The following is a 25,861-nucleotide window of genomic DNA, read 5'->3' on the forward strand; positions in this document are numbered from 1 at the left end:
GCGGTGCTTTTCTAATCGTTTATTTAGCTGATTGCTCAATCAATCTTACAGCTACAACCGCTGCTTCCGCCCGGGTAACGATGCCGGCTGGCTTGAACAGCCCAGCTCCCGTACCTTCCATCAACCCACTAGCTGCTACTTGCGCTACATACGATTGCGCCCACAAAGGTATTTGCTCCGCATCGCGGAACTGGTTTAGCTCCCCGCTTCCAGCAGCCATGCCAGTTGCTGCACGTGCCAGCACTGCAGCCAGCTCTACGCGAGTAATGCCTTCCTGCGGACGGAAGCTGCCATCGCTATAGCCCGTAATCCAGCCAGCTTGCACCGCTGCTGCTACTGAATCCGTCGCCCAATTCCCGATGTGCGACTGATCCATGAACGGTAGTCTCTGATTTGCACTTGCCGGTTGCAGCGCCCGCACCAGCATCGCTACTAATTCCTGACGGCTCACAGTCTGGTCTGGACGGAAGGTATTATCGCTATAGCCTGTTACGATACCCGCTTGCACCGCTTTTTCAATCCAGGACTCACCCCAGTGACCTGCGATATCTTTCAACTCACTCTTCTGTACCGGCTCCGGCTTATCCGAGGTGCGATTCAGCGCAAATACGGCATAAATGCCCAGTTGCTTGATCTCGGCGGTTATGCTGCCACCTTCTGCTTTGCTGCCGATTTCAATCCACTTCTTCTGCTGCTCATCATAGCGTTGAAGGGACGCATATTGATCGTCTTTGACCTGCTTCGCATCGAATGCCAGACGCAATGAGGCAGATTTTTTCAGTTCTCCCGCCGGCTCTCTTCGCAATTGGAACATCGGACTTAGCAGTTGCAGTTGTGGACCGTCTAGCTTCTCAAGCTCTTCAATTATTATCCGGCTACCGGTATCCGTAGCTCCGGCTGGAATCGTCAGCGTAATCTGCTGGCCGAGACTAACCTCCCCAGCCGCCCCGCCTGGCAGATATAACTGACCGGTATTCGATCGATAAACATCAGGCTTGATCACACCCGTATATACAGGAGGATCAACCGGCGGTTCTACCGGCGCCGTTTCAATTGCAATCGTCACCGTTGCCGTGTTCGAATAGCCGTAACCGTCATGAACCCGGAACGTGAACGCATCTTTTCCCGACGCCGAGGCATTCGGCCTATAGACGAATTCTCCCTTGACGGCATCGGTCAGTTCTACCACGCCCTGCTTGCTCTGCCCGACAATTTCATAAGTCAATGTGGTTCCTTCGGCATGATCGGCTTCCAGCTTTCCTTGCAACCCCGAGCCAATTTTTACGGTATAGGATCCGTCGAAGGCAACCGGAGCAGACTCCGTATGCACCCATTGCATTGTACGAAATAAACTTGCGCGCTTCTCAAGACCGATCCCTGATCCCCATTCCATCCATCCACGTCTTCCGTTACCGTTGTTGTCATTGACAAGCAAAGAGAAGCTCATCACTTCATTACGCAGTGGAAGCACCGGTGTCAGCTCAGACCACGGCAATGCCATTTGATACACAGTGATCTTCTTACTTTCATCTCGCTTCACCACAAGCTTGCCATTCGTAATAGGACCTTTATCGATTCCCGGCGGAGCTGCAAATCGATACATTTGTGGACCTTCTGGCGTATCCGACAGGCCAATTTCATACCAGCTGCTGCTTTCCCCAGGTACTCCGGATGTGATAGCAAATTGAATGCTGTCATTGTTCCAAATTTGGACTCCAACAGCCTTTGCAGAGTGAATCTCATCCTTAATTTGTGCTGTCAGATAGAGATGATCTTGGTCATAATTCAGCCATATATCTCCACGAACATCGATCTTGCCGCTAAAACCTGATAGTAGAACTTCCTTGCCTTTTGACAAATCGATTGTTGGAGCTGAAGCCTCTAGCTCTGGCTCAATTTCTCCACTAATGTTTACAGTACGCTGCAGAATGGGGTTAAAGCCAAAATTCCCTTCGTATCGATACACATCCAAATCGTTAAATTTCACTTGTACAGAAGCCTTGTAATTTTCTCCAAATCCAAATGTAGGTAGTGAAATACGAAATGACTCTGATGCCATTGGAGGAATACTGATATTCCATGCCTGCCGTCCGGACTGATTACCTACACTCCACTCCACTTCTTTTGCTTGTAGTGCATGCAGCTTACTAAAGTTTGTCACCTCAATATATAATGCTTGATCATATTGGCCTTCCGCACCTTCTACTTGTTCTACAACCGGACGCACCTTTACTTCCTTGGCTTTATCAACCTTAAGTTCATATCCGAGTTTACCAACCTTCTGCTCTCCCACCATTAAATAAACCGGAATATACCGATAGCCTTCGCGAGTGTCCTCTATAGAAATTGACTTTTCAATAGATTGACCTGGTTCGATCGTAACCAAATGCGCTTTCCCTTCTACATTCATTGTGAAGGAAAGTTTGGATTTGCTCGTGTTTGTCATAGACACTGTAAATTGACCTGCATCCCCTACTACAGTAGATTGACCATTAATAGTAATGGTAGGTTCCACGGTGATTTGGCCGACATCACCTTTTACATAGTACGGCTCGCCAGAAAGGGACAATATAACTTTTCCGTTAAGCGGCGCGTACAGCTCCGAATTACCCATCATATCGGTAATTTCGATTGGCGTATCTGTGGCAATATTGATGATCGTATCCTCCATCGCCCATATAACACGCAACGGCCTTTGATCCTTAACAAACCGATAACTGCGAATTGGATCCTGAACGGCCTCCACTTCTTCAAACTGCGCATTTGTCAGTTCTCTAGTCATTACTGCGTAGCTCACATAAGCAGGCTTGGCTGTATATGCCCCAATCGAGCTTTTTTCATTTCGGATCATCCCAAAATTATCTTCATTTAAATCCGCTTGAATGCCATCGTCCATCAGGTCATACCAAATCATCTTTTCCACACCGCTGCCTAATGCGATGACATGCCCTTGCAGCAGATAGTCCGCTTGCAGCTTCTCATTAATGCCGCGGGATCCGACAAAGGTTGGCCAGCCGAACTCCGTCAGCCAAATCGGCACCAGGTTTCCGTTATTGTACTTTTTGATTAACGTTTTCAGGCCATCCAGTTTCCCAGCCAGCTCTTCGGGCGCATTAGGATATTCATATTCCTGCACAGCAATGGCGTCAAGATAATCCATCCCGCCGAGCTTGAGCACTTCCTCAATCCAATCCAGCTGGATGCCGGCGGATACAATACCGACAATCGGCAGATCCGGATGCTCTTCTTTTACAACCTCATAGGTTTTTTTCAATAACTTAAAATAATAGTCGGGCTGTGAGTTTGCCGGGCTGTTGCCACGCTTGCCAAATCCGCCGTTAAACTCGTTGTACACATTCATGGCGATAATCTGGTCTTTGTACTGATTCACATATGCTTTGGCATAATTCGCCATGCCTAGTCGCCCTTCATCTGTATAAGGGGTTCCGTTATTGTCGTAAAATGGGTTATTATAAGCAGCAACGTACAGCATCGGAATGCCTTCCTGCTTCAATCTAGCCATATAATTCTCCAGATCAGGAAAATAGGTATAGACTCCTTTTTCTTTCTCGATGTAGGCCCATTCAATTCCATCACGAACAAAGGTGGCTCCCGCATATTTTACAAGCTTCACAAGATCCGCATTCCAGCCGTATGCAATGCGATGCAAATGCGTATTGATTCCAAAAGGTGAATTACCATTTGTCGGAGCTGTGAAAGGTTCAAGAACAGAATATGATGTCTTCAAAGGAATCGGCGAGCTACCGCTCTTTTCAGCCTGTGCTTCAAGGGTAAAATAGCCTAAACCGCTAGCTGTAACTGTGATGGCAGCCTGCCCGTTAACGGTTTGTGCCGTGCCCTCAGCAACCTTCGTGCCATTAAGATCGAAGGCTTTCCAGCTCACATTCGGCCTGACTGTTTCAACGATGAACTGAATAGGTTCATTATTCAAAAAAACATTGCCAAGCACGGTCTGCTTGAACTTCGTATCTGGCAAGGTAACGGTTAGAATAGGTCCATCCTGGCTCCATTCTCCTGCCGCATTCCCTGCTTCTACTTTAAAGGTATAACGTTCACCAATTACAAGACCTTCAACTGCATAACTCGTCGCTTGACCACTAATTGTGTCAATCAACGTACCATTTTGATAGATGCGATATTGGGTCACACCTGCCGGGTCTGCAGCAGCCCCCCATTGTAAACCTACAGCTTCCTCTTCCATGCTTTGCAAATGCAGCGTGCTGCCGGCCGGCCAGCTTGGTGCCGTCTCATTCGCCCGCGAGCCGCTAATCGATAGATAAGGCTGGTTTTCTGCATTTTCCCTGCTATTGATGCTGACCACGAGCCCAACATCTACTAATTGCAGCAAACCAAAGCTAACCTTTTCTTTTCCTTTCCTGATTTGATCCTTCACATAGGATGTAACGTCAACCTGATGCCATTTCCAGGTCATATTCATTGGAACCTTGCTAAGATAATGGACTACCTCTGGTTTTGTAGCCCAAGTCATCTCCGTTTCCTTCCAGGAGTGATCCTCCAATCCGAATACAACCGTATCGATGGCACTACCTCCTCCATCCGCAACTGCTCCATAGAAGTTCAGTGTTGCCGTGCCAATTTCTTCTGTAAGCGCTTCCGTATCGAATTTAATAAAAGATTGGCGGGTCACGTTCGGATCTGCCTTCATATTTTTAACGAGCAATTTGTCACTCGTTCCATAATTCATCTGACTTGCGCCGCCTGCATTAACATAGGTGTCCTCAATTGCAGGAAGCTTAACGAGATCTGGCATGGTTACGACTGCTTCCGGACCGTCCTGTGACCAATTGTTAGACGGATCTCCCGCTTCCACCTTGAAGAAATAATTTTGCTTCGATGCCAATCCCTTTACATGATAATCCCTTTGTGTTGCAGGTACAGTTGCTATCAACATATCATCCTGATAAATCCGATAGGATACAACCATTTGATTGTCTACGGCACATGTCCACTGAAGATCAACAGCATCCTCTGCAGACTGAATAGCTTTTAGCTCGCTGCCACTCGGCCAGCTAGGGGGTATAGAATCCTCAGGAGCCTTATATTTCACTTCCACATAGGGCTGTTGAATCGTGTTCTCCTTGCTGTTTAGAATGACTGCTAAACCTTGCCCTCCTGGCATGTCAGGCTGGACAAAGGCAATACTCATCATCTTATCCGCCGTCAGTTGTTCAATGACTTGTTCAGTTATATCAATCTCGTAGCTCTTTACTGTCTTATCCAACGTAATGGAGGACATAGCTTGGGATTCATAAGATGGTTTCGTGTTCCAGGTGATCGTCTTTTCGGACCAATTATTATCCATCACCTTGTGAAGCTGAATATTGGCTTGATTCCCTTCCCCAACAGCACCATACACAACTAGTGTTACAGACTCCACTTCTGCAGAGAAGCCTGAAAAATCGAATTTCATATAACTTTCTCGAGTTAATTCCGGGCTGCCTTTCTTAATAACCAACGCCTTATCCTCACCAAAATTGATATTAGCAAAAGCATTTGAGCTTCGCACATATGCATCATCTAGTGGTAACAACTGGATTGAGTGAGGACTAACTTCTCCTGCTTGATCTAGAGCATCTTCATTCGCATGGATTGATGAGATATTTATCTGAAACAAAGTGGTGCAAATCATTGTCAGAATGAGAAACTGAGCTAATACTGTTACTGATCTTCTTCCTCTCATGTTCCATCCTCCCAAAAAATATTGGTGAAGCAACGCTGATCAAGTATCCTCTGATTGAGCTCGATTTCTATATTCTGTTGGTGTTAGCCCGGTAATCTTTTTGAAAATCCGCACAAAGCTGTTCACATTGGTGTAACCGACCTGCTCGGCAATGTCACGAATTTTCTCCTCCGATTCCGCAAGCAATTCTTTTGCTTTATTCATTCGTATTTCCATTAGGAAATCGATAAAATTACACTCCTTTTGTTCCTTAAACAGCTTGCTCAAATGCGAGACGCTAATGCGGAACTCACTTGCCAGCAGGTTCAAAGACAAATCGCTGCGCATGTAATACGTTTGAATATAGAGCAGCACTTGGTCGATCACATCATTTTTTTCCCGATTGCTGCGCTTCTCCTTGATCCGTTCAATAAAAATATCAAGTGCATTTACTGTATATTGCTCCAAATGCTCTAGCCGCTCGTATTGGTTCAGCAGTTCAATTCGATATTGTTCGGGGAATATCTCCTCTGTATCGACTCCGATTTCTACAGCGACGGTTGAAGCCTTCATTAAAAACTGAACAATAAGCTGCACAATCATTTCTGGCGGAACGTTATGCTCGGCAAAGGCTTCAAACCATCTGTGCACCTGCTGCCGCAGTTTATCGGCATCCAGCACTTTAATAGAAGCGATCATTCCGTCCGTCATCGCCAGCAGTCGGTGAAATTGCGGTGATTGACCGCTTGTGATATCCTCCTGCGTAATGATCGTATTGCCGCCTATAACAAGCTTATAGCGCAGCGCCTCCAGCGATTGTTTATAGGAATAGCGGATCGCCCCTACTTGATCAACAACATCGCCTATTCCAATTGTAATGGTGCGATTAAAGTATTCCTGCACAAAGCTTTTCATCAAATCCGCTACGGCGACAGCCCGCATCAGATAGCGCTCCTTGTCCTCATCACTAGCATCAAAGCTCATAATGACCGCGCATTTGCCCGTATCCATTTCGGCGGCGATCCCCCGATTTTCCGCATTCATCAGCTCTTCAGCTACGTTGCAAAGCGCGTAAGCGTAGAGCTGCAGATCTCTCGGCGAGGCAATCTCCTGCTTATTGTCAAAATCGACACTCATGACGACAAAACGGTCCGGATGCAGCCGAATGCCGATCCATTCCATATAATGCTCAACAGACTGCAGACTGCTGCGCTGATTGGACAATAGCTCTGACAGCAGGCGCCATTTCAGCAGTGGCTTACTTTCATTAACCTGCATATGCAATTGCTCTCGATCCTGCAAAATATGCTCCACCGTCGATTCGAAGTATTGGAACTCGTCAGTATATTTCTGCTTGGGATGTACTGTCAGCCGTTTACTCATTGTACGGATAACACGGTTGACCGGCTTATATGTCCAGCGTCCGATCATCGCTGCGCTTCCTGTCGCCACTACAAACAGCACAAGCGCCAGCACAATCAGCCCGTTGCGGATAACTGTCAGCGGACGGGTCAATTGATCCTCAGGAACAATTCTTACAATCTTCCAATCTGTATATGCTTCATGTACGTAAAAAACGGAAGAATTGACTTGTTCCACTTCAGACCGAAAATATCCGTCCTCCTGTCCGTTCAAGATGCGGTTAATATAAGGAAACTCGCTAATATCCTTGCCCAGTTTGGTCTTGTCAGCGTGAAGAATGACGACTCCTTCGCTGTCGATGACAAAGGTTTGCCCTTCTTCCATCCCGTCAGTATTGCGAATCAAATTGTAAAGTACATCCTCCTTCAAATTAACCGCGATCGCTCCTTTACGCGAACCGGGCGTATGAAGTAATGGATAAGTACGGACAAGTGTTACCACATTGCGGTAAATCGGATAATTGGAATGGGTCATTTTTACTTTGTGTGTCGGCATCCAGCTTGAGAAGCCTTCAAATTCGACAAACTGATTGATCCAGTTAAAGTCCTGCAGCATATCCTGCTCCGTCAGTATGTTACCGCTTACAAGTCGCTGTTTGCTATAAGAGTAAAAATCTATCGAAAAAATCTGTTCCGTGCTGTTTAGTACGTTATTAATTAAGTTGGAAACACGGAATGAATTGTTCCGGCTCTCCTGCTCATCCAGCTCATGATCAAAAAAGCGATTCACTTCCTCATTTTTCAACAATTGAATCGCAGACTTATCCAGGTTCGATAATGTTAGCTCCAGCTTGCTATCGAGCTGCCGCAGCAATTCCATATTCGTATCTGCCAGCTGCTGCTTCAACTGATCATTGAACACTAAGTACGTAATGAAAATAGAAGAGAAGACAAGGAGAAACAGAATCATCGATAAAATCGCAGCCGCCTTAACCAAACGCCGGTTTTGAAATAGATTCATACCCAGTCCCCCTCTTGTCTTCTCTCTGATCGTTCAACTTCAATTATTGAAAGCTTGCCTTGTTATCCTCATACCATTGTTGAGCAATTTCTGTAGCTTTGTCGCCGCCCAGACGACTCCATTCCTTGCGAATTTCCTCAAGCGCCCATTGGCCTGTATACTTGTCGCCCTGTGTAACAGCCGTCGCTCTTGTCTCACGAATAAAGGTATCGAGTGTAGCACGAATTTCGTTAATTTCGTTAAATGTCGGTTGATATGGCGTGTCGCGACGGAATTCATTTTTCAATGCCAATCTCACCGATTCTACCGAAAGTGCAGCCATGCGTTGTGACATCTCATCATCTGCAGCTTGAATTAGCAAATCTTCCGGCTTCATATTATCCTTTCGCACAACTGCGTATTCGCCTGCGTACAGCACTTCCTTGTTGAATTTATCAATATCTGTCCGCTTTGCCACACCATCAACCAGTTGATAATGCACGCCCTCTTCCCCATTCACAAGCGTAAACCATCCTTTTTCCAACATCCAATCCAAGTATTCAATTGCCGCTTTCGGATTTTTCATGTCCTTATTAAACACGACATATATTAACGGCGAGGATTCTTGATAAGCGCCATAGTGACCGTACTGAGTCGAGACCGTCTCCATCGGCTCTGGCTTGGCAGTCGGTACGTTAGCGATTAGGTCCTTCATCAGAATATCGATATTACCGCCACCCCATTGCCCCATTAAAATACCGGCTTTTCCTGTCGTCCACAGCTGGTTGGCACGCTGATTGTTATTGTCTGTCATATATTCTTTATCGACAAGCCCTTGCTCATAGAGCTCCTTCTCCAATTGAACAACATCTGCAAAACGGTCAAGGACACCGCCATAGGTCATTTTTCCGTCTTCCAAATACCATTGTGAATTCATCGCGCCATATAGAGCGGAATAGATATCAAATGTGGTATAGCCGACAATTGGCGTACTGCCCGCGTAATGCTCTTTGAAGGCTTTGGCTACATTGACCAGTTCCTCCATCGTTTTTGGTCTTTCCAACTTCAGTTCATCAAGCCAGTCCTGTCTGATCCATATCCCATGATTTGCAATATTGGTGACTGGCCGCTTCGTTGTTATCGCATAAATTTCGCCATTAAACGTAATTTGTGCTTTCAATTCAGGATTTTCTTCTAAGTATTTCTTATATGAAGTGCTGTATTTGTCAATATAGTCGCCGATGGGTTGAATAACACCTTGTGTTACCAACTTGCCGATATAACTACGATCATAGTCCCATACAAGATCAGGTGCTTGATTGGATGCAAACAAAATGTTCAGCTTATCTTGTGCTTGATTACGGGCTACAGGTACGATCGTGAGATCGATGCCTGATTGCTCGCGGATCCATTTTACCCAACGATTATCTTCATACGTGCCTTCATCGCTAGATACACTACCACGATCAAACATCGAGATACTTAATTTCTTGGGCAATCCATCGTATGGATCAGTCGCCCCACCTTTATTGGCTTCACTCTCTTTTACCGGGGTATTACCGCTGGCCTCTTCCTTTCCAGTGCTGCCGCTATTACTGGAACAAGCCGTTGCCAGCAAAGCGATGACCATGCACATGATAAAGAACATCTGCCCCCTGTGTTTCATGACTTTAGCCATAATCTACCTCCTAGAGTACAATTTATTATATCAAACTGCTCCTACGATACACAGTTGATATCATGTTTTTGCTTAGCCTTTTATTGAACCAAGCAATACGCCCTTAATAAAATGCTTTTGCAAAAATGGATAAACACAAAGGATCGGAACTATTGCAAACACAACCGCTGCTGCGCGAATCCCTTCTGGTGTAATGCTGGTTCTAGTTACTCCTTCTCCACTCCGCATAAGCTCAGGACTGATCAGATCGATCATTTGATAGAGTTTGACCATTAAAGATAATTTGTCAGTACTGCGAATATAGATCAGAACATTCATATAGGAATTCCACCAGCCTACGGCATAGAACAGCGTCAATGCGGCAATAACCGGCTTCGAAAGCGGCATAATAATTTTCCACAGAATCGTCGCATCACTAGCGCCATCAATGGCAGCAGACTCTTCCAACTCCTCTGGTAAGCCTTCGAAAAAGGATTTCATAACGAACATGTTGTAGGCGCTTATAAGTGCCGGCAGCCATAATGACCAGTACGTGTTGACCAAACCAAGGCTGTTTACTAGCAAGAAGTTCGGTATCATCCCTCCGCTGAACATCATGGTGAATAAGATCGCCATCAGCATAATCCCTCTGCCTTTAAGTCTTGACTTGGACAGCGGATAGGCCGCCATCGTCGTCAACAGCATATTTAGGAACGTCCCAACTACCGTAATGATGACCGTATTTTTCATCGCGACGATCAGCTGTCCGTCCTTAAGCAAGGATTTGTATGCGGTTACATTAAATTCAATTGGCCACATAAACACTTCTGCCGCATTGATTGCCCTACTGCTGCTTAGCGATACGGCAATGATATTAATAAAAGGAAACACAGTTACATAGGCAATTAAAGCCAGCAATATATAGTTGAACCAACGGAAAAATACTGAGGATGCCTTTGAGCTGCGTATTTTCAAATCCTACTCACTCCTTTTCTGCGACGAGCGGCTACCATAGGCCTCGTTCCCCCATTGATTTAATAATTTTATTGACCGATATAATCAATATAAGTGCGATCAATGACTGGAATAGCCCAAGCGCTGTTGTATAGCTGTACTGCAAATTAACGAGACCCCGCGTGTACACATACGTACTAATAACTTCCGCTACGCCCGTCACAGCCGGGTTGCGCAGTGCATATACCTGTTCGAATCCGACATCCATCATGCGACCTACCTGCAAAATAAGCAGAATTGCAATCGTGGAGCGAATGCCTGGCAGGGTGACATGCCATATTTGCCTGAGCTTGTTTGCACCGTCCATTTTCGCCGCTTCATACAACGTCGGATCGATCGAGGCCATTGCCGCCAAATAGAGGATCGTTCCGAACCCGGCCTCCTTCCAAATACCGGATACGATAAAGCTGACCGGCCACCAGAACTTATCGGCCATAAAGTAAATCGGCTCCATGCCGAAGGCTTGCAGCACATAGTTCACAATGCCTGTGGAAGGTGATAAAAGAGCAATAATGATGCTTCCTAGTACAACCCATGAAATAAAATGGGGAATGTACAGTAGATTTTGCAGTGTCCGCTTATACCACTCTACTCTGACCTCGTTAAGCATGAGAGCCAATATAATAGGAGCCGGAAAGGCGAATATAAGATGGTACAGATTAAGCAGGAGCGTATTCTTCAATACAACGTAAAACTCCTTGCTTGAGAACAGCTTTTCAAATTGATCCAAGCCGACCCAAGGACTGCCCCAAATGCCATCAGCGAGACGATAATTTTTGAAAGCAATAATTTCCCCGCCCATCGGCGCATATTTGAAAAGCAATAAATAAATGGCCACCGGCACTAGCAATAAATAGAGAAAACGGTTTTGCGATAGATGCTTCTTCGTTTTGATCCTCCCCTTTCGTATGTTTGTCGTTGTTCGTTCAACCTTTCTTTTTCAACCTAACACGCCCTACCTTGGCTCGAAAATCTCCAGTTTTTATGATGCTATTCCTTATCGCCAAATGCGCTATATTCATTTTTTGTGATGCCACTCCTTTTCAATTCTCCCCCGTGTTTCCGAGCTTTTTGGAGCACAAAAAGAAGCACAGTTGCCTCCATCAGAGGAGGCAACTGTGCTTGTAAAAATCAACACTAACTTCTACTAGACCAACTAAAATGAAGATTGCCGGTCAGCGATGAGCGAAAAAAATGTTATAGTAAGTCATAGATTCACAAACTGAAGGTGATAAAAGCATGTGGAAACCAGACCGTCAGAATAAAAAACCGCTCTATGAACAAATTGCCGATCATCTGGAGAAGAGAATCGCGTATGGTGAGTTCCCTCCAGGTAGCCAGCTCCCGTCCGAACGGAGGCTAGCCGAGCAGCTCGGCGTTAATCGCAGCACCGTGATCCTTGCGTTCGCCGAACTAAGATCGATGGGGATCATTGAGAGCCTTACTGGGAGCGGAACACGTGTAAGCCGCACCAAATGGGGCGCCACACCCAAGCATACACCGAATTGGAATCGGTATGCCGAAGGCGGGAGCTTCCTCCCCAATTTGCCTTTTTTACGCAAAATCAGGGATGCGCTTAGTCAGCACCCATCCCTGATCGATTTCGCGAGCGGTGAATTGGCTGCGGATTTATCTCCGCTTGATGAAATCGCCACCTTGATGCGGGAGCATGATTACACCTCTTATTTGGGCTATGATAACCCGCAGGGATATATACCGCTTAGACAAGCCCTGGTCGATTACTTGCAGAAGTACCGGGGAATTCAGGCGACAGAATCGTCGATCATGATCACCTCGGGCTCTCAGCAGTCCTTATACCTGATCACTCAATGCCTGCTGTCCCCGGGGACGCTGTAGCGATTGAGGATCCGTCCTACTGTTACTCGCTACCGATGTTCCAATCGGCTGGACTCCGTCTGTTCAGGCTTCCGGTCGACCAGCATGGCGTCCATCCTGAAGATATCCGCGAGTTATATAAGAAGCATCGGATCAAAATGGTATTCCTGAATCCAAACTTTCAGAATCCGACAGGCGCGGTTATCAGTAACGAACGCCGCGAGCAATTGTTCTCTGTCGCCAGTGAACTCGGGCTTCCGATCGTTGAGGATGATCCATTTAGCCTGACTGCATTTGAAGGAACTGTACCCGCACCGCTTAAATCGATGGATTCGAACGGTAACATTATCTACATCGGCTCTTTCTCCAAAATCGCTGCCTCCGGTCTGCGAATCGGCTGGATGGTAGCTCCACATTCGATCGTGCAGAGATTGGCTGATGCGAGACAACAGATGGACTTTGGCTTGAGTGTAATCCCACAGCAGGTAGCCGCTCAATTTATTAAATCGGACTATTTCCAGCCCCATTTGGATCGTCTGCAAATCCAGCTCCAATTCAAACGGGACTTGCTCATCGAGTCCCTGCGGCGGGAACTAGGCGATCAGATCTCATTCATTCCTCCGCGAGGCGGTCTGCATTTATGGTGCATGTTAACTCCAATGATACCAGACAGCAAGTTGCTGGATGAAGCGATCCGAAGAGGAGTCGTCTTCGTGCCCGGAAGCGTCTACGGTTCGGATTCCGGCTTTGTCCGTTTCACTTATGCCAGAGCGAAGACCGAGGAGATCAAGAGTGGTATCACCAAATTCGCTGAGGCGCTGCGTAGCTTGACCGACTGAGCCCTTACCTTATTCCTCCATCATCCAGGGTAACGGATTGTTAAATCGGCTCCAATCCTGTTTCATTTCTTCTTCGGTCAGCAGGCAGCGAGCCAGTCTATTCTCAACATCCTCTCGGTTCATGTCAATACCGATGAAGACGAGCTCGGTCATTCGATCACCCCAGGTGGAGTCCCAGCGCTCCTGGGCTTCGGGCTCGCTCTCCAAAACTTCTCGTTGCTGGTCTTCTGGCAGCGATGCCAGCCAATATCCCGCAGGACCAAACTGAATTGAGGTTCCTGCTTGGCTTAATGATGCCGCATAATCACCACGCGCTGCGATCCATACCAGTCCTTTGGCCCGCACGACCTCCTCAGGCCAATGGTTGAAGAAATCACTGAGACGCTGCGGATGAAATGGAATCCTGCTACGGTACACAAATGACCCTATCCCGTACTCCTCAGTTTCCGGAGTATGCTCTTGTTTGGTAAGCTCCGAGATCCATCCCGAAGACATGCTTGTCTTCTCAAAATCGAACAACCCTGTATTCAAAATTTCCTTCAGGTCGACAACACCGTTCACGATGCGAATGATTCTAGCCGATGGCTGAAGCTTTCGTAACACCGCCTCCAGCTTGACTAACTCTTCTTCCTCGACCAGATCGCACTTATTCAGCAGTAGAACGTCACAGGTCTCAATCTGGTCAATTAGAAGATCTACAATATCTCTATAATCAGCTTCCGTAGCCGCCTGATCCCGATCAAGCAAACTCTCCCCGAGGCAAAATCATGCCAGAAACGATTGGCATCTACGACAGTAACCATCGTATCCAACCGGGATAGGGAGGTTAAATCGATATCCAGATCTGGATTGGCATAAGTAAAGGTCTGTGCAACGGGTATTGGCTCGCTGATTCCTGATGATTCAATCAGAATATAATCGAACCGCCCTTCAGCAGCCAGCTTCTCTATCTCGCGTAGCAGATCGTCACGTAATGTACAGCAGATGCAGCCGTTAGACATCTCCACCAGCTTCTCTTCTGTTCTCGATAATGTATTCCCCGATTTCACCAGATTGGCATCCACGTTGACTTCACTCATGTCATTCACAATAACCGCAACCTTTAACCCGTCCTTATTGTGAAGGACATGATTCAGCAGCGTCGTTTTCCCGGCTCCCAGATATCCGCTCAGTACCGTCACCGGAATCCTCTTCTTTGCCTCTTGTTCAATTAACATACATAACCTCCTCTAGTAAATTAACGAGTTTCTCTATGCAGCGTATATCTTCTCAGCCGTGGGCAATATTTGTGCAATTCCATACGTTCGGGATGCGTCTTCTTATTCTTGGTAGTCGTATAGTTACGGTCTCCTGTCTCAGTACATGCCAAAGTAATGACAACTCTCATATTAAGCACCTCTCCTTAATCGTAATGTTTACGATTAAGAATTTTACAGGCTATCACATCGCTTGTCAATCCGTCCATTTTATTTAGATGACTCGAACACAAAAAAAACAGGGTGTTACTCACTTGAGCAAGTGAGTAACACCCTGTTTCTATATGAAGGTTCATACCTATAGAATAAACCTAGAAATTGAAGTCTTCGTCCGTGAGCGGCTCAACGTTCAGAGCACGCACATAGCCGTTGCCTTTTTGGAGAAAAAGTCATGCTGCTTCGTCTCCGTACGGATACCGTTGAGTACAATCGGATTGATCTCTTCGTCCTCAAATGGCGGCTCCAGACCTAGATTCATAAACGCTTTGTTGGCATTGTAGCGCAAGAACGTCTTGACCTCGTTCACCAAGCCGATTTTCGTATAAATGAGCTCTGTGTACTGCTCTTCGTTAGCATGCAGGAATTGCAGCAGCTCCTGCAGTGTCTCAGATACATCCTTCTGTTCCTCTTCGTCCAGCTTCGCGAAAACTTCCTGCGCCAGGACACCGACATACACGCCATGGATACTCTCGTCGCGCAGAATGAGGTCGATGATCTCGCCGCTACAGGTCATCTTACCCTGTCCCGCCAGATAGAGCGGATAGAAAAATCCGCTGTAGAACAAATAACTCTCCAGGAGAACAGACGCCGCCATGGCCAAGTACAGCTCACGCGGAGAATTAATGCTCGTGTAGTACTCACGGATTCTCGCTGCCTTCGTCTGCAGCATCGGGTTCTGCTCCACCCAACGGAAAATCTCATCGATTTCCTCATTAGAAGCCAGCGTAGTGAAAATGCTACTGTACGACTTAGCGTGGATTTGTTCCATCATACCCATAAAGCCAAGCACCGCTTTGCGCTGCAGCCCTTCCACATGCTCCATAATCTGCGGCATGCCGACGCCACCCTGTACGGTATCGAGTAGTGTCAGTCCGCCAAGTACCTTCATATATGCATCTTTCTCATCTTCGTTCAACGTCATCCAGGACATCTTGTCATCGGACAACGGGATTTCATCATCGGTCCAGAACTGCATAATATTCTGATTCCAGAACATCATCGTAAAATCATCATCCGGACGGTTCCAGTTAACTGCTTGTAATGCGCACATCGCTGTTTCTCATCCTTTCTTCTTCTGTTACACCGAGCAGGTCAGGCATTCTTCCACAGACAGCTTCTTCGTCCGCGTATAATACAACGATTTCAGCCCTTTATGTGCAGCGTACAAATAATAGCGCGCTAGCTGACGGGTAGTCACATTACTATTCACATGCAGAACCGTCGAGATCCCTTGATCAATATGCGGTGCAATTTCCGCGATCAGATCGATAACCTTGAACTGATCCATTTGATAAGCCGATTTATAGAAGAACATATTTTCCGCGCTCAAGTACGGCATCGGGTAATAAGTCGTCGAATTCGCATAAGTACGGGTCTCGATTTGTTCCACGACAGGCATCACACTGGATGTCGCATTTTGAATATACGAAATGCTTGCAGTCGGCGCGATGGCCAAACGGTACGCATGATATAGCCCGTTCTTCATCACTAATTGTTGCAACTCAGCCCAATCCTCTGGAGAAGGGATGTACATACCTTCGAATAATCCAGCCACCTTATCGGTGCTTGGACGATAATCCGTATTCACATAACGGTCAAAATACTCACCCGTTGCATACTCGGACTGCTCGAAACCAGCGAAGACTTCGCCTGTCTGTACAGCGATCTCCATACTTTTTTCTAGCGAATAATAATTCATCATTGCAAAGAAAGTGCGGGCAAAATCTCTCGCCACTTCGCTTTCATATGCGATTTTATTTTTGGCCAGGAATCCATGCAAATTCATGACCCCAAGACCAACGGAATGCATTTCCCGGTTCGCCTTGGCAACGCCTGGAGCATTCGCTATGTTCGTCATGTCACTAACAGCCGTCAACGCAACCATGCCTTCATGTACGGATTCGCGGACCATCTTCCGCTCCATCACGTTCACGATATTAAGAGATGCCAGGTTACAGCTGATATCGCGGCGAATGTGATCCTGTTGCCCGTAATTATTGATCTCCAATGTCTCCTGAAGTTGGAAAATTTCCGTACATAGGTTGGACATTTTGACCTGCCCGATATTTTTCAGCGCGTGCTGATTGTTCGCGTTACTCTTATTCATAATATATGGATAGCCGGATTCCAGCTGAACCATGGCGATCTTCGTCAGCATATCCCGGGCGCTCATCAGTTTCTTCTTCTTCACCCGATCATCTGCCAGCAGCTTGTCGTACATCACATCCAGGTCCATATCATCCAGATGTGTTCCGTAAGCTTTGTATACACTATATGGTCCGAATACATGAATCGGCTCGTTCGCTTTAGCCAGTTCGTAGAAGCGATTCGGCACGATCAGACCGATCGATAAAGTTTTCAGACGAATCCGCTCATCGGCGTTGATCTTCTTACTGTCCAGAAACTCCATAACGTCCCAGCCGAAAATGTTGTAATATCCCGCACCCGAGCCTTTACGCTGACCCATTTGGTCGGCATAGGAGAAGGCGTCCTCCATCAGCTTAAGTACCGGCATAATTCCCTTGGCCGCACCTTCTACGCCTTTGATCGCTTCGCCCCGTCCGCGCAGCTTAGATAGATTGACCGCAACACCACCGCCGATCTTGGATAGCTGCATGCACGTATTCAATACATAGTTAATTGAATTCAACGAATCATCCATTTCCAGCAGGAAGCAGGAGACCATCTCACCTCGACGGCTCTTTCCGGCATTCAGAAAGGTCGGAGTGGCCGGCTGCAGCCGCTGCTCCATCATCGATCGCGCCAGCATGCTGGCCGTATCTGCATTCCCACGACCAAGATGGAGTGCCACGATGGCCACCCGGTCGGGATAATGCTCCAAATATTTAGACTTATCGTTCGTCTTCAAGGCATAGTCTGTGTAAAATTTCGAAGCTGCCATATAAGATGGGAATTCAAATTGATAACTATGGGTAATGTCAAATACTTGCTCTACCTCTTCATCTGTATACCGCTCATACACATTTTCATAGTAATCATTTTCGATCATATACTTCACTTTATCGGCCGTAGTGGGGAAAGTCATCGTTCTGCCCGCTACTTCCTTCATAAACTCAGCAACAGCTTCCCGGTCCTTCTCTAACTGAAAGAACCCGTTCGCGTCACGCTGCATCAATAGATTATTTAACTCAATATGCCGCAACCCGGCTCACCTCCTGCTTGAATGTTTCTGCATCCTTCTTCGTCCCTGAGAGCTCAAATTTGGCTACAATCGGTACTTGGTAACGCTCGGAGATCAAATCCGCACTCTTCGCAAATCTCTCTCCCCAATTACGATTACCGCTAGCCGCCACCCCAAGCATCCGTCCATGGTTATGTTCCAGAAATGAAGACACTCTCGGCGGTACCTGACCGAACCCGGTCGTATATGTAATCAGCACAAACGGCTCTTCCAGTTGCATGCCCTCGGCGATTTGCACAGCGGGCAAGTCAAGCTTCTGAATGAACCGTTTAACATTCCCAGTCTTGGAATCATACACAATTAACATTGATACTCCCTCACTTTTCCACTTACAATCTATCTCTTACCTGTATTTCTAATATAAAGGTTAAAAACCTATAAACAAACAACATCTTGTTGTGCTAAATCAATTTACCACCTATATATAGTATTGTCAATCCATACAAACGTCCCAAATCGCTTGGAAAATGTAATAGATTCTGAGGAAAAGCGCTTTAATCCGGCCTGTAGGCAGCCCCTCGTCATATCGCTTTTTTAAATAAATAATTTTGAAGAATGTAGAAGATCAAGCTTGCCGACTTATACTTGATTAAACAGCTTGACAAACATTATGTTTAGAAACTAAACTATACACATGAAAAAAAATCCAACCCAACTAACCGAGCAAGAACAGCAAGGTAGCCGTAATCTTGGCAGACTCATTATGCAGCTGCGCCGTCTTGAGCGTCAGCCTCATACGTTTGGCTCAGCCGGACCACTGACGCCAAGTGAAATCCATACTATTACCGCAATCGGCCACGAAGGCAATGTGCTTATGAGTGAACTTGCCAGTCGTCTGGGCATCACAAAGGGGGCGGTCACCCAGCTTATTACCCGGCTAGAGGCCAAGGAGCTCGTCGTCCGTTCACCGCATCCACACGATGCCAGAGGGATCGTCCTTTCCCTTACAGCTTTGGGACAAGAAGCTAATGAAGCCCACGATAGGGTGCACCTGGATTTTTACAACCAGCTTCGTACTCAAGTAAGCACACAGGAAATAGAGATATTCGAAAAATGCATCGACAAGCTCAACAATTATTTGCAGCAGAACCATTAATTTTTTTTGCCTATTTAGTTTAGTTACTAAACTAAATGACCGAACAATAAACAAGATTCTATACAAGCAGGAGGAACTGATGAATCGTTTTCTTATGATGACAGCAATATGTCTAGGTGCTTTTGTGTCCCATTTTACAGCCGGTGTCATTAATGTATCGCTGCCGCAATTTGTCGACCTGTTTCATAGTGATCTGGCCGTTGTTCAATGGATTACCACCGGTTATTTACTCGTAATCGCCTCCCTCCTCCCTTTGATGGGCAAGCTGGGGGATCGCTATAGCCATCGATCGATTCATAATACCGGGTATGTTGTTTTCGCGCTCAGCTCCATTTTGATTGCCTTCTCGCCTAATATCGCGATTATGCTGATCTTGCGGGCAGTGCAGGCAGTTGGAGCATCGATGTTCCAGGCGACGAATATTGCGATCATAGCCATTTATTTGCCAAAAGAACAACGGGGACGTGCCCTAGGCATCGTCAGCACAGCCGTTGCATTAGGCGCTATGAGCGGGCCAGTCGCCGGCGGATTTATTGCTGAATGGCTGGAGTGGCAGTGGCTTTTCCTGGTCCATGTTCCGGTATCCTTAATTGCTACTCTGCTAGCTTTTCACTATATTCCCTTCCGCAAGAAGGATAGTTTGGCAGGACGGGAATCCGTAACCGGAAAAGTCCCGCTTGACCGCTTTGGTGCAATCCTGTTCATTATTTCGATTGCTGCCATTATTTACGCCATTTCAGCCGCCCAGCTTGTTGGGTTCATCATCGCCCTTACAGGTTTTACTGCTTTTGTGTTGTGGGAGCTACGCCAATCGTCACCGTTCCTGCCGATCAGACTGTTTCGCACTCTCTCGCTCTCTGGCGGATTGTTAATTAGCATGATGTCATTCATGATGGCAAACACCGTTCTCGTTGCCCTGCCCTTTTATTTAACGGGCAAAGCCGGATTTTCACCTTCAATTTCCGGTTATATCATGGCCATCTATCCTATTTTGCTTGGGATTGCTGGTCCCGTTGCCGGAGGATGGTCTGATCGTTATGGGTCCAGTCGGCTAATGCTGCTCGGCATCCTTGGCATGGGTCTCTCTCTTATCGTGCTGGCCCTTGTTCCTGACCAGACGCAGGCCAACGTCCTTATGCTGCTTGGCTCGCTGAGCTTGCTCGGAATCGGGATGGGATTATTGTCCGCGCCAAATAACAGCTTCATCATGCACTATGCCCCCAAAGAACATACAGGTTCAATCGGAGGCATGATCGCTTTGACACGAAATTTAGGGATGGTGATAGGGGCTGCGCTGGGCCTTGGAGCGATGAAAAATGCAACGGCGAGCTCCATTGATCAAGAGCATGTTTCTCTGCTTGCAGCGCTGCGACCCGTGCTCGGAGGTTATATTCTGATTACAGTATGCTTACTGGTCATCCTGGGGTTGAATCTGCTTCAAGTAGCGCGCCGCCAACAGGCAGTCGACCGTCAACTCTAAGCCCACGCTTAGAGCTGACTAGTCTGTGACATATCACCTTTACGCTAATACGCTAAATTCTCGATTGCCTGAAGAACTGAACTATGATTGTGCTCGACCACATCGAATTGGCTGCCTACTTAAGTTTAAAAATTTCGACAATACAAAAAAGCCCATGAATTTTCCTAAAGACAAATTCATGGGCTACTTCATTGAATAATTGGTGGATCGAGTAGACTCGATCCATCTGAGTGCTACTCATCATAAGACCCGGTTTAGAAATCGAAGTTGTCTGGGTCAGGACCCACTCGGCGATCTTCATTAAGACCGTCGATCCGATCCATATCTTCAGGGACAGCTCAAAATCAAACAGCGATGCATTCTCAACGATCCGCTGCTCCTTCGTTGATTTAGGAATCGTTATAACACCATGCTGTAGATCCCAACGAAGAATGACCTGTGCGATGGATTTACCGTATTTATCCGCAATTTCTTTCAGCAAAGGATGGCCCAGCAACCCTCCCTGCATCAAAGGAGACCATGCCTCCAACTGAATGTTGTGTTTCATCGTGAAGTCACGCAGTTCCTTCTGGTTCAACAGTGGATGGAATTCCACCTGATCGACCACAGGGATAATTTCCGCATCTTTCATTAAATCTTCAAGGTGATGAACTTGGAAGTTACTGACGCCGATAGCTTTGACACGGCCATCTTTATACAGCTTCTCCAACGCTCTCCAAGCATCTTTATACTTACCTGCTACTGGCCAGTGGATTAAATAAAGATCCAGATAGTCAAGGTCCAGCTTCTTAAGGCTTGTCTCATAGGCAGCGAGTGTTGACTCATAACCGAGGTCAGCGTTCCACACTTTCGAAGTAACAAAGAGATCTTCCCTTTTCAATCCGGTCTCTGCAAGTGCCTCACGAATCCCCTGACCCACACTAGTCTCATTGGCATATACCGCAGCGGTGTCGATACTCCGGTAGCCATGATTAACAGCAGCTTTCACCGCTTCGACGAGCTCGGCTCCTTCCTCCACTTTAAATACGCCCAGGCCCATCCAAGGCATCTCGATACCGTTATTCAATTTGGTTCTACTTTGTACATTTTGAGTTATTATAAAGACCTCCTAATTTTATATATAATAAATTTAATAGCGAAACCACATCATTCATTCGAATACATCTTATCTGTTCGGTTATCATAACCGAATGTTATCGATGCTATTTGAATTGAATCCGATAGCCAGAATGGGTGATAGGTGAATGGGAATCTAACGAAACACCATCACGCTATTTGGGTAAAAACCCGCCACTTAGCCCCTTATTTCCCACAATAGCGATACCCAGTTTCATTAGAATTTTAATTTGCCCTTTTTGGCGTAAATAGCGATCACCAGTTTCGTTAAAATTTTGGTTCGCCTTTTGACATAAATAACGAACCCAGTTTCATTTAGTTACAATGTAACGATCTGAATAATAAGCAAAATTGTTGTTTTGAACTTAACTTGGCGAGTCTACTTGAGCTGCGGACGCCAAGTCCTTTCGCTCCAAAGATCGGCTCCACAAGGTCAGCAACACGGCAGCCGCAACCATGATCGATCCAATCCAGGCGGTATGAATCAGACCAAGATGCTCAGTGACAAGCCCTCCCAGGTACGCACCAAGCGCTATGCCTGCATTGAAGGCGGCGATGTTGACCGACGAAGCGACGTCAACAGCTTTGGGGGCAAAACGTTCCGCTAACATTACGACATAAACCTGCAATCCTGGCACGTTCATGAAAGCTAGAAGTCCCATGAAGAAGATCGTGATTAACCGGCCACCTTAAATGGTGCCGTGAATGTGAGAAGAAGCAAAATGACCGCCTGAATCAAGAACATATACAGCAAAGCAGTTAATGGCTTGCGGTTGGCCGCTTTGCCTCCGATCACATTGCCGATGGCAATGGCGATGCCATAGAGCAGTAGAATCAAGGCTACAGTAGATTCTTTAAAACCAGTAACGTCATGTAGCAGCGGCGACAGGTAGGTAAAGACCACGAAGGTTCCTCCATACCCGAGCGCAGTAATGAGAAAGGCAAGCAGTAACCTGCCATTGGTAACAATCTTCACTTGGTCTCGGACAGGTGTCCGGACGCCTTTACGAAGATTGCTTGGGACCAGAATCAAATTGGCAATCAAAGCAAAAATACCGACGATCACGATAGTTATAAACGCGGCCCTCCAGCCAAGCTGTTGGCCGATAAATGTCCCCAGCGGTACACCAGTGACGGTCGCTACCGTGAGACCGGAGAACATAATAGATATGGCACTTGCCCTGCTATCCTCAGCAACCAAATCGGCTGCAATCGTAGACCCGATGGACATAAACACGCCATGGGACAAAGCAGATATGATGCGTGCTGTCAGCAGCATGCCGATCCCGGTGGATACTGCCGCCAGGCTGTTGCCAATAATAAATACTAGCATAATGCCGATCAGCAGAATCTTGCGCGGTACCCCGACGTGATAGAAGTCAGGATCGGTGCCCAAAAGTGACACCCAATGCATATAACGTAACGGTTAATCCTGCGAGGGTCACCGAAATGTGCAGGTCATTAGCGATCAGGGGTAGAAGCCCCACACTGATAAATTCAGTGGTACCAATCGCAAACGCGCTGATCGCTAAAGCTAACAAGGCAAAGGTTGCGCGTTTTTTATCTAAAGACATGATTTATTTCCACTCCTATATTTTTCTATAGATTTATTAAACTAGCGATTAAGCTGCAGAATAGTAATCCTGGCCGGTAAGTGTTATTATGTACCCATCGAAGTATTTTGAATAGTACGTACTTTTTAGTACTATAGGCACCAAAAAGTGCCCATGGATTTGAGGAGGCATCATTATGGAAAAAAAGAAATACAACATATCGGTTGAAGCTACGCTAGAGGTGATCGGAGGCAAATGGAAGTGTGTGATCCTTTGTCATTTAACCCATGGCAAGAAGCGGACAAGCGATTTACGGAGGCTAATGCCGTCCATTACCCAAAAGATGCTTACACAGCAACTCAGAGAGCTGGAGGAGGATGGCATTGTAAACCGATTAATATATCATCAGGTCCCGCCCAAAGTGGAATATGAGCTGACTGAGTACGGCTGGAGCCTGAAACCGATTCTTGACTCTCTCTGTATGTGGGGAGAGACTCATATTATTAAAGAATACGGTGATAAGTTTGCCGTATTGGAAGATAACATTCTCAACAACAAAGACATTGGCCTCGCGACCGAGGTGGATCGATCTTCGAATGAAAAGGAACCTTACTTGTCCTAAAAATAAAGAAGGGAATGCAATAGATAGCATTCCTAAATAATGCAAAAAAGCCCTTGAGATGTCTCAAAGACATGTTCAAGGGCTTGTTCATTATTTAAATGGTGCGGTCGAGAGGACTCGAACCTCCACGGGGGTTTGCCCACACGAATCAATCAAAATCACAACACATAACCGAACCCTAAAATCGTGAATCGCTTATCCTCATGCCCCACTTCCATTTCGATCTCCACCGTATGCTTATTCGCGTCCTGTTCATTGTACAAGACTACAGCATTACAGTGCGTCCAATTCGCGATATGCGGATCCCCCTGCCTTACCAGCTTCCCGTCTACCCATATATTTGCCGTACCGAATCCAGGGTCCCCAGAGTCTTTGAAGACCAGGATCAGACGTTTGCTCCGAATCGTCATCTTGAAGCGGTCAAGGCCTGATTCGGTAGTGTGCATCCAGTTATTGGGGAATTGTGGTGTTCCATAAGTATGATCGTCCATGTTGGCTGTGTGCAGATCATTATCTGTCTCCCGGAAACCTCCCGCATCGATCTGAGCGATGCCTTCGCTATTCAGGCGATCCAGCAGTTGAATTCCTTTATAATCATTCCCGATAATCGGCCACTTGTCCGTCGAAATATCCTCCTCATCAGAGATGGCCTGGTCGGTATCTGCGAAGAGCCAGGCTAAGCAATCTGCCATCACCCAATGTCCCGTATTAGTAGGATGATAAATATCGTAGAAAAATTGCTTTTTAGAGATCACCTTGCCCTGATCTGCAGTCCAACGGAACTGCTCTACTACGGCATCCTTCACACTGACCATCGGCAAATCATAATGTCGTCCGACAGGAGCCAGCCGATCCTGAAGATTCCAGTCATTCATAAACACGCTGAACAGCAAAATTACCGCAGGCTGGTTATTAGCGTTAAGCGCCTTGAGTACCAGGCTCTCATAACAATTCCCCTCCGTCTCGTCGTTCGCGTCGTTAACTGCAAACTCCACAATAACAATATCCGGCTGAACGGTTCCTTCCTTCAATACATCCCGATCATAGCGGACAATACCCAGCTCCGACGGCGTGCCTCCCAGCCCGGCCTTGATCAGTTGGATCGAACTGCCATCCTGTGATGCGAACATTTGCTTAAAGAGCTCATAAGAACGATAAGCGTAACAATGGCTATGAATCGGAACTGCACCTGCGCCCTGGGTAATCGAGCCGCCAATGTAAGCGATCGTGACAGGCTCGCCTCTTTCGCCTTCTCAATGGCCGCTTTCAATCTTTTGTTATTGCCCGGTGACATGAGAGATTTCTTAATCATCTCCCGATAGGCCTGCGACTCGAACTCGACCGGTGAATCATTCACAAGCTCTGGAACCTGATAACCATCATTTAAATAGAAAACAACAGTAGTCGTCGCCATAGCACCCACTCGATCGAATTCAAATACGAATTTGGCGAGAACATCATCATCCAGAGATGACTCGTAATCGTCTAAGATCAGGAGCGTTTCTGAGCCATCAGCAGGGCATGACATGCTCATTCGAGATCCTGAGTTGTTAGACCCACGATGCTCAAGCGTAAAATGAACCTGGGTAACCTCTTCTTCATGTGCTTGAACGGAGATTCCAATACTGTGGACCAGTCGGCGAAACCCGCTAGAGCTCTTCAGAAGCTCAAGAATGTCTTCATCTGATACATTGCCCGCCATGCGAGCTTTATCCACAAGCCGACCTTCCAGGTAGATCTCTTGAGAGAACGTCCCATTCGGACGAAGGGTTGCTTCGATCATAGATTCATGCAATATGTATAATTCACTGCGCTTGGCTACCGGATCTCGCGGCGCCATCGGACCTTCCGATCCATTGTTTATGACATCTGACGAAGGGTTGGTCATGGATCATCATCCTCTCCTAAT

13 protein-coding genes and 5 pseudogenes are annotated in these 25,861 nt (G+C 46.6%); 4 read left to right on the forward strand and 14 right to left on the reverse strand.

What is annotated here, in order from left to right:
• Positions 1-19 precede the first annotated feature (19 nt).
• The 5 genes from RE628_RS18265 to RE628_RS18285 form a co-directional block, all read right to left on the reverse strand.
• A complete protein-coding gene (locus RE628_RS18265; protein WP_309154408.1) occupies positions 20-5,722 on the reverse strand; it encodes a CBM96 family carbohydrate-binding protein in 5,703 nt (1,900 codons plus the stop codon).
• Positions 5,723-5,761: 39 nt separating this feature from the next.
• On the reverse strand, positions 5,762-8,083 hold the full coding sequence (locus RE628_RS18270; RefSeq protein ID WP_309154409.1) for a helix-turn-helix domain-containing protein: 2,322 nt from the start codon (positions 8,081-8,083) through the stop codon (positions 5,762-5,764).
• Positions 8,084-8,126: 43 nt separating this feature from the next.
• Positions 8,127-9,740, reverse strand: coding sequence for an extracellular solute-binding protein (locus RE628_RS18275; RefSeq protein ID WP_309154410.1), 1,614 nt, complete (start codon positions 9,738-9,740; stop codon positions 8,127-8,129).
• A 72-nt stretch (positions 9,741-9,812) separates the two neighbouring features.
• The gene (locus RE628_RS18280; RefSeq protein WP_309154412.1) at positions 9,813-10,694 is read right to left on the reverse strand and encodes a carbohydrate ABC transporter permease; all 882 of its coding nucleotides are present in this window, start codon (positions 10,692-10,694) and stop codon (positions 9,813-9,815) included.
• Between the two features lie 31 nt (positions 10,695-10,725).
• Positions 10,726-11,556: an ABC transporter permease gene (locus RE628_RS18285; protein WP_309154414.1), complete on the reverse strand. Its 831-nt coding sequence runs from the start codon at positions 11,554-11,556 to the stop codon at positions 10,726-10,728.
• Positions 11,557-11,972: 416 nt separating this feature from the next.
• Between RE628_RS18285 and RE628_RS18290 the strand changes: the two are divergent.
• A pseudogene (locus tag RE628_RS18290) lies at positions 11,973-13,408 on the forward strand (PLP-dependent aminotransferase family protein).
• A 9-nt stretch (positions 13,409-13,417) separates the two neighbouring features.
• On the opposite strand, the pseudogene RE628_RS18295 reads toward RE628_RS18290, so the two are convergent.
• The 5 genes and pseudogenes from RE628_RS18295 to nrdI form a co-directional block, all read right to left on the reverse strand.
• A pseudogene (locus RE628_RS18295) lies at positions 13,418-14,625 on the reverse strand (GTP-binding protein).
• A gap of 20 nt (positions 14,626-14,645) precedes the next feature.
• Positions 14,646-14,795, reverse strand: coding sequence for a 50S ribosomal protein L33 (rpmG, locus tag RE628_RS18300; RefSeq protein WP_309154415.1), 150 nt, complete (start codon positions 14,793-14,795; stop codon positions 14,646-14,648).
• A gap of 180 nt (positions 14,796-14,975) precedes the next feature.
• A pseudogene (gene nrdF / locus RE628_RS18305) lies at positions 14,976-15,934 on the reverse strand (class 1b ribonucleoside-diphosphate reductase subunit beta).
• 27 nt (positions 15,935-15,961) lie between these two features.
• Positions 15,962-18,046 (reverse strand): class 1b ribonucleoside-diphosphate reductase subunit alpha, encoded by a 2,085-nt coding sequence (gene nrdE / locus RE628_RS18310; RefSeq protein ID WP_309154416.1) that lies wholly within the window; start codon positions 18,044-18,046, stop codon positions 15,962-15,964.
• Positions 18,033-18,392 (reverse strand): class Ib ribonucleoside-diphosphate reductase assembly flavoprotein NrdI, encoded by a 360-nt coding sequence (nrdI, locus tag RE628_RS18315; protein ID WP_309154417.1) that lies wholly within the window; start codon positions 18,390-18,392, stop codon positions 18,033-18,035. Before nrdI ends, nrdE begins: the two co-directional genes overlap by 14 nt.
• A gap of 327 nt (positions 18,393-18,719) precedes the next feature.
• On the opposite strand from nrdI, the gene RE628_RS18320 reads away from it, so the two are divergent.
• Both RE628_RS18320 and RE628_RS18325 read left to right on the forward strand, forming a co-directional pair.
• The gene (locus tag RE628_RS18320; protein WP_309154418.1) at positions 18,720-19,181 is read left to right on the forward strand and encodes a MarR family winged helix-turn-helix transcriptional regulator; all 462 of its coding nucleotides are present in this window, start codon (positions 18,720-18,722) and stop codon (positions 19,179-19,181) included.
• A 79-nt stretch (positions 19,182-19,260) separates the two neighbouring features.
• On the forward strand, positions 19,261-20,661 hold the full coding sequence (locus tag RE628_RS18325; protein WP_375142929.1) for an MFS transporter: 1,401 nt from the start codon (positions 19,261-19,263) through the stop codon (positions 20,659-20,661).
• 254 nt (positions 20,662-20,915) lie between these two features.
• Here RE628_RS18325 and RE628_RS18330 read toward each other — a convergent pair.
• A pseudogene (locus RE628_RS18330) lies at positions 20,916-21,709 on the reverse strand (aldo/keto reductase).
• Positions 21,710-22,142: 433 nt separating this feature from the next.
• Positions 22,143-23,351 (reverse strand): annotated as a pseudogene (locus tag RE628_RS18335) (MFS transporter).
• Positions 23,352-23,526: 175 nt separating this feature from the next.
• Between RE628_RS18335 and RE628_RS18340 the strand changes: the two are divergent.
• The gene (locus tag RE628_RS18340; RefSeq protein WP_309154419.1) at positions 23,527-23,952 is read left to right on the forward strand and encodes a winged helix-turn-helix transcriptional regulator; all 426 of its coding nucleotides are present in this window, start codon (positions 23,527-23,529) and stop codon (positions 23,950-23,952) included.
• A gap of 158 nt (positions 23,953-24,110) precedes the next feature.
• Here RE628_RS18340 and RE628_RS18345 read toward each other — a convergent pair whose 3' ends face one another.
• Together RE628_RS18345 and RE628_RS18350 are read right to left on the reverse strand one after the other, a co-directional pair.
• The gene (locus tag RE628_RS18345) at positions 24,111-25,157 is read right to left on the reverse strand and encodes an SGNH/GDSL hydrolase family protein (protein WP_309159502.1); all 1,047 of its coding nucleotides are present in this window, start codon (positions 25,155-25,157) and stop codon (positions 24,111-24,113) included.
• Positions 25,046-25,840: a hypothetical protein gene (locus RE628_RS18350; RefSeq protein WP_309154421.1), complete on the reverse strand. Its 795-nt coding sequence runs from the start codon at positions 25,838-25,840 to the stop codon at positions 25,046-25,048. The genes RE628_RS18345 and RE628_RS18350 overlap by 112 nt, the downstream gene beginning before the upstream one ends.
• Between the last annotated feature and the right edge of the window lie 21 nt (positions 25,841-25,861).

It is taken from the genome of Paenibacillus sp. D2_2 (genome assembly GCF_031199965.1).
Taxonomy (GTDB): Bacteria; Bacillota; Bacilli; order Paenibacillales; family Paenibacillaceae; genus Fontibacillus.

What these genes read in the sequence shown, in the direction of transcription:
- RE628_RS18265 (WP_309154408.1), bottom strand. Translation starts at nt 5,722, where the DNA reads ATGAGAGGAAGAAGATCAGTAACAGTATTAGCTCAGTTTCTCATTCTG.
- RE628_RS18270 (WP_309154409.1), bottom strand. Translation starts at nt 8,083, where the DNA reads ATGAATCTATTTCAAAACCGGCGTTTGGTTAAGGCGGCTGCGATTTTA.
- rpmG (WP_309154415.1), bottom strand. Translation starts at nt 14,795, where the DNA reads ATGAGAGTTGTCATTACTTTGGCATGTACTGAGACAGGAGACCGTAAC.
- RE628_RS18340 (WP_309154419.1), top strand. Translation starts at nt 23,527, where the DNA reads ATGGAAAAAAAGAAATACAACATATCGGTTGAAGCTACGCTAGAGGTG.
- RE628_RS18275 (WP_309154410.1), bottom strand. Translation starts at nt 9,740, where the DNA reads ATGGCTAAAGTCATGAAACACAGGGGGCAGATGTTCTTTATCATGTGC.
- RE628_RS18325 (WP_375142929.1), top strand. Translation starts at nt 19,261, where the DNA reads ATGAATCGTTTTCTTATGATGACAGCAATATGTCTAGGTGCTTTTGTG.
- RE628_RS18350 (WP_309154421.1), bottom strand. Translation starts at nt 25,840, where the DNA reads ATGACCAACCCTTCGTCAGATGTCATAAACAATGGATCGGAAGGTCCG.
- nrdI (WP_309154417.1), bottom strand. Translation starts at nt 18,392, where the DNA reads ATGTTAATTGTGTATGATTCCAAGACTGGGAATGTTAAACGGTTCATT.
- RE628_RS18320 (WP_309154418.1), top strand. Translation starts at nt 18,720, where the DNA reads ATGAAAAAAAATCCAACCCAACTAACCGAGCAAGAACAGCAAGGTAGC.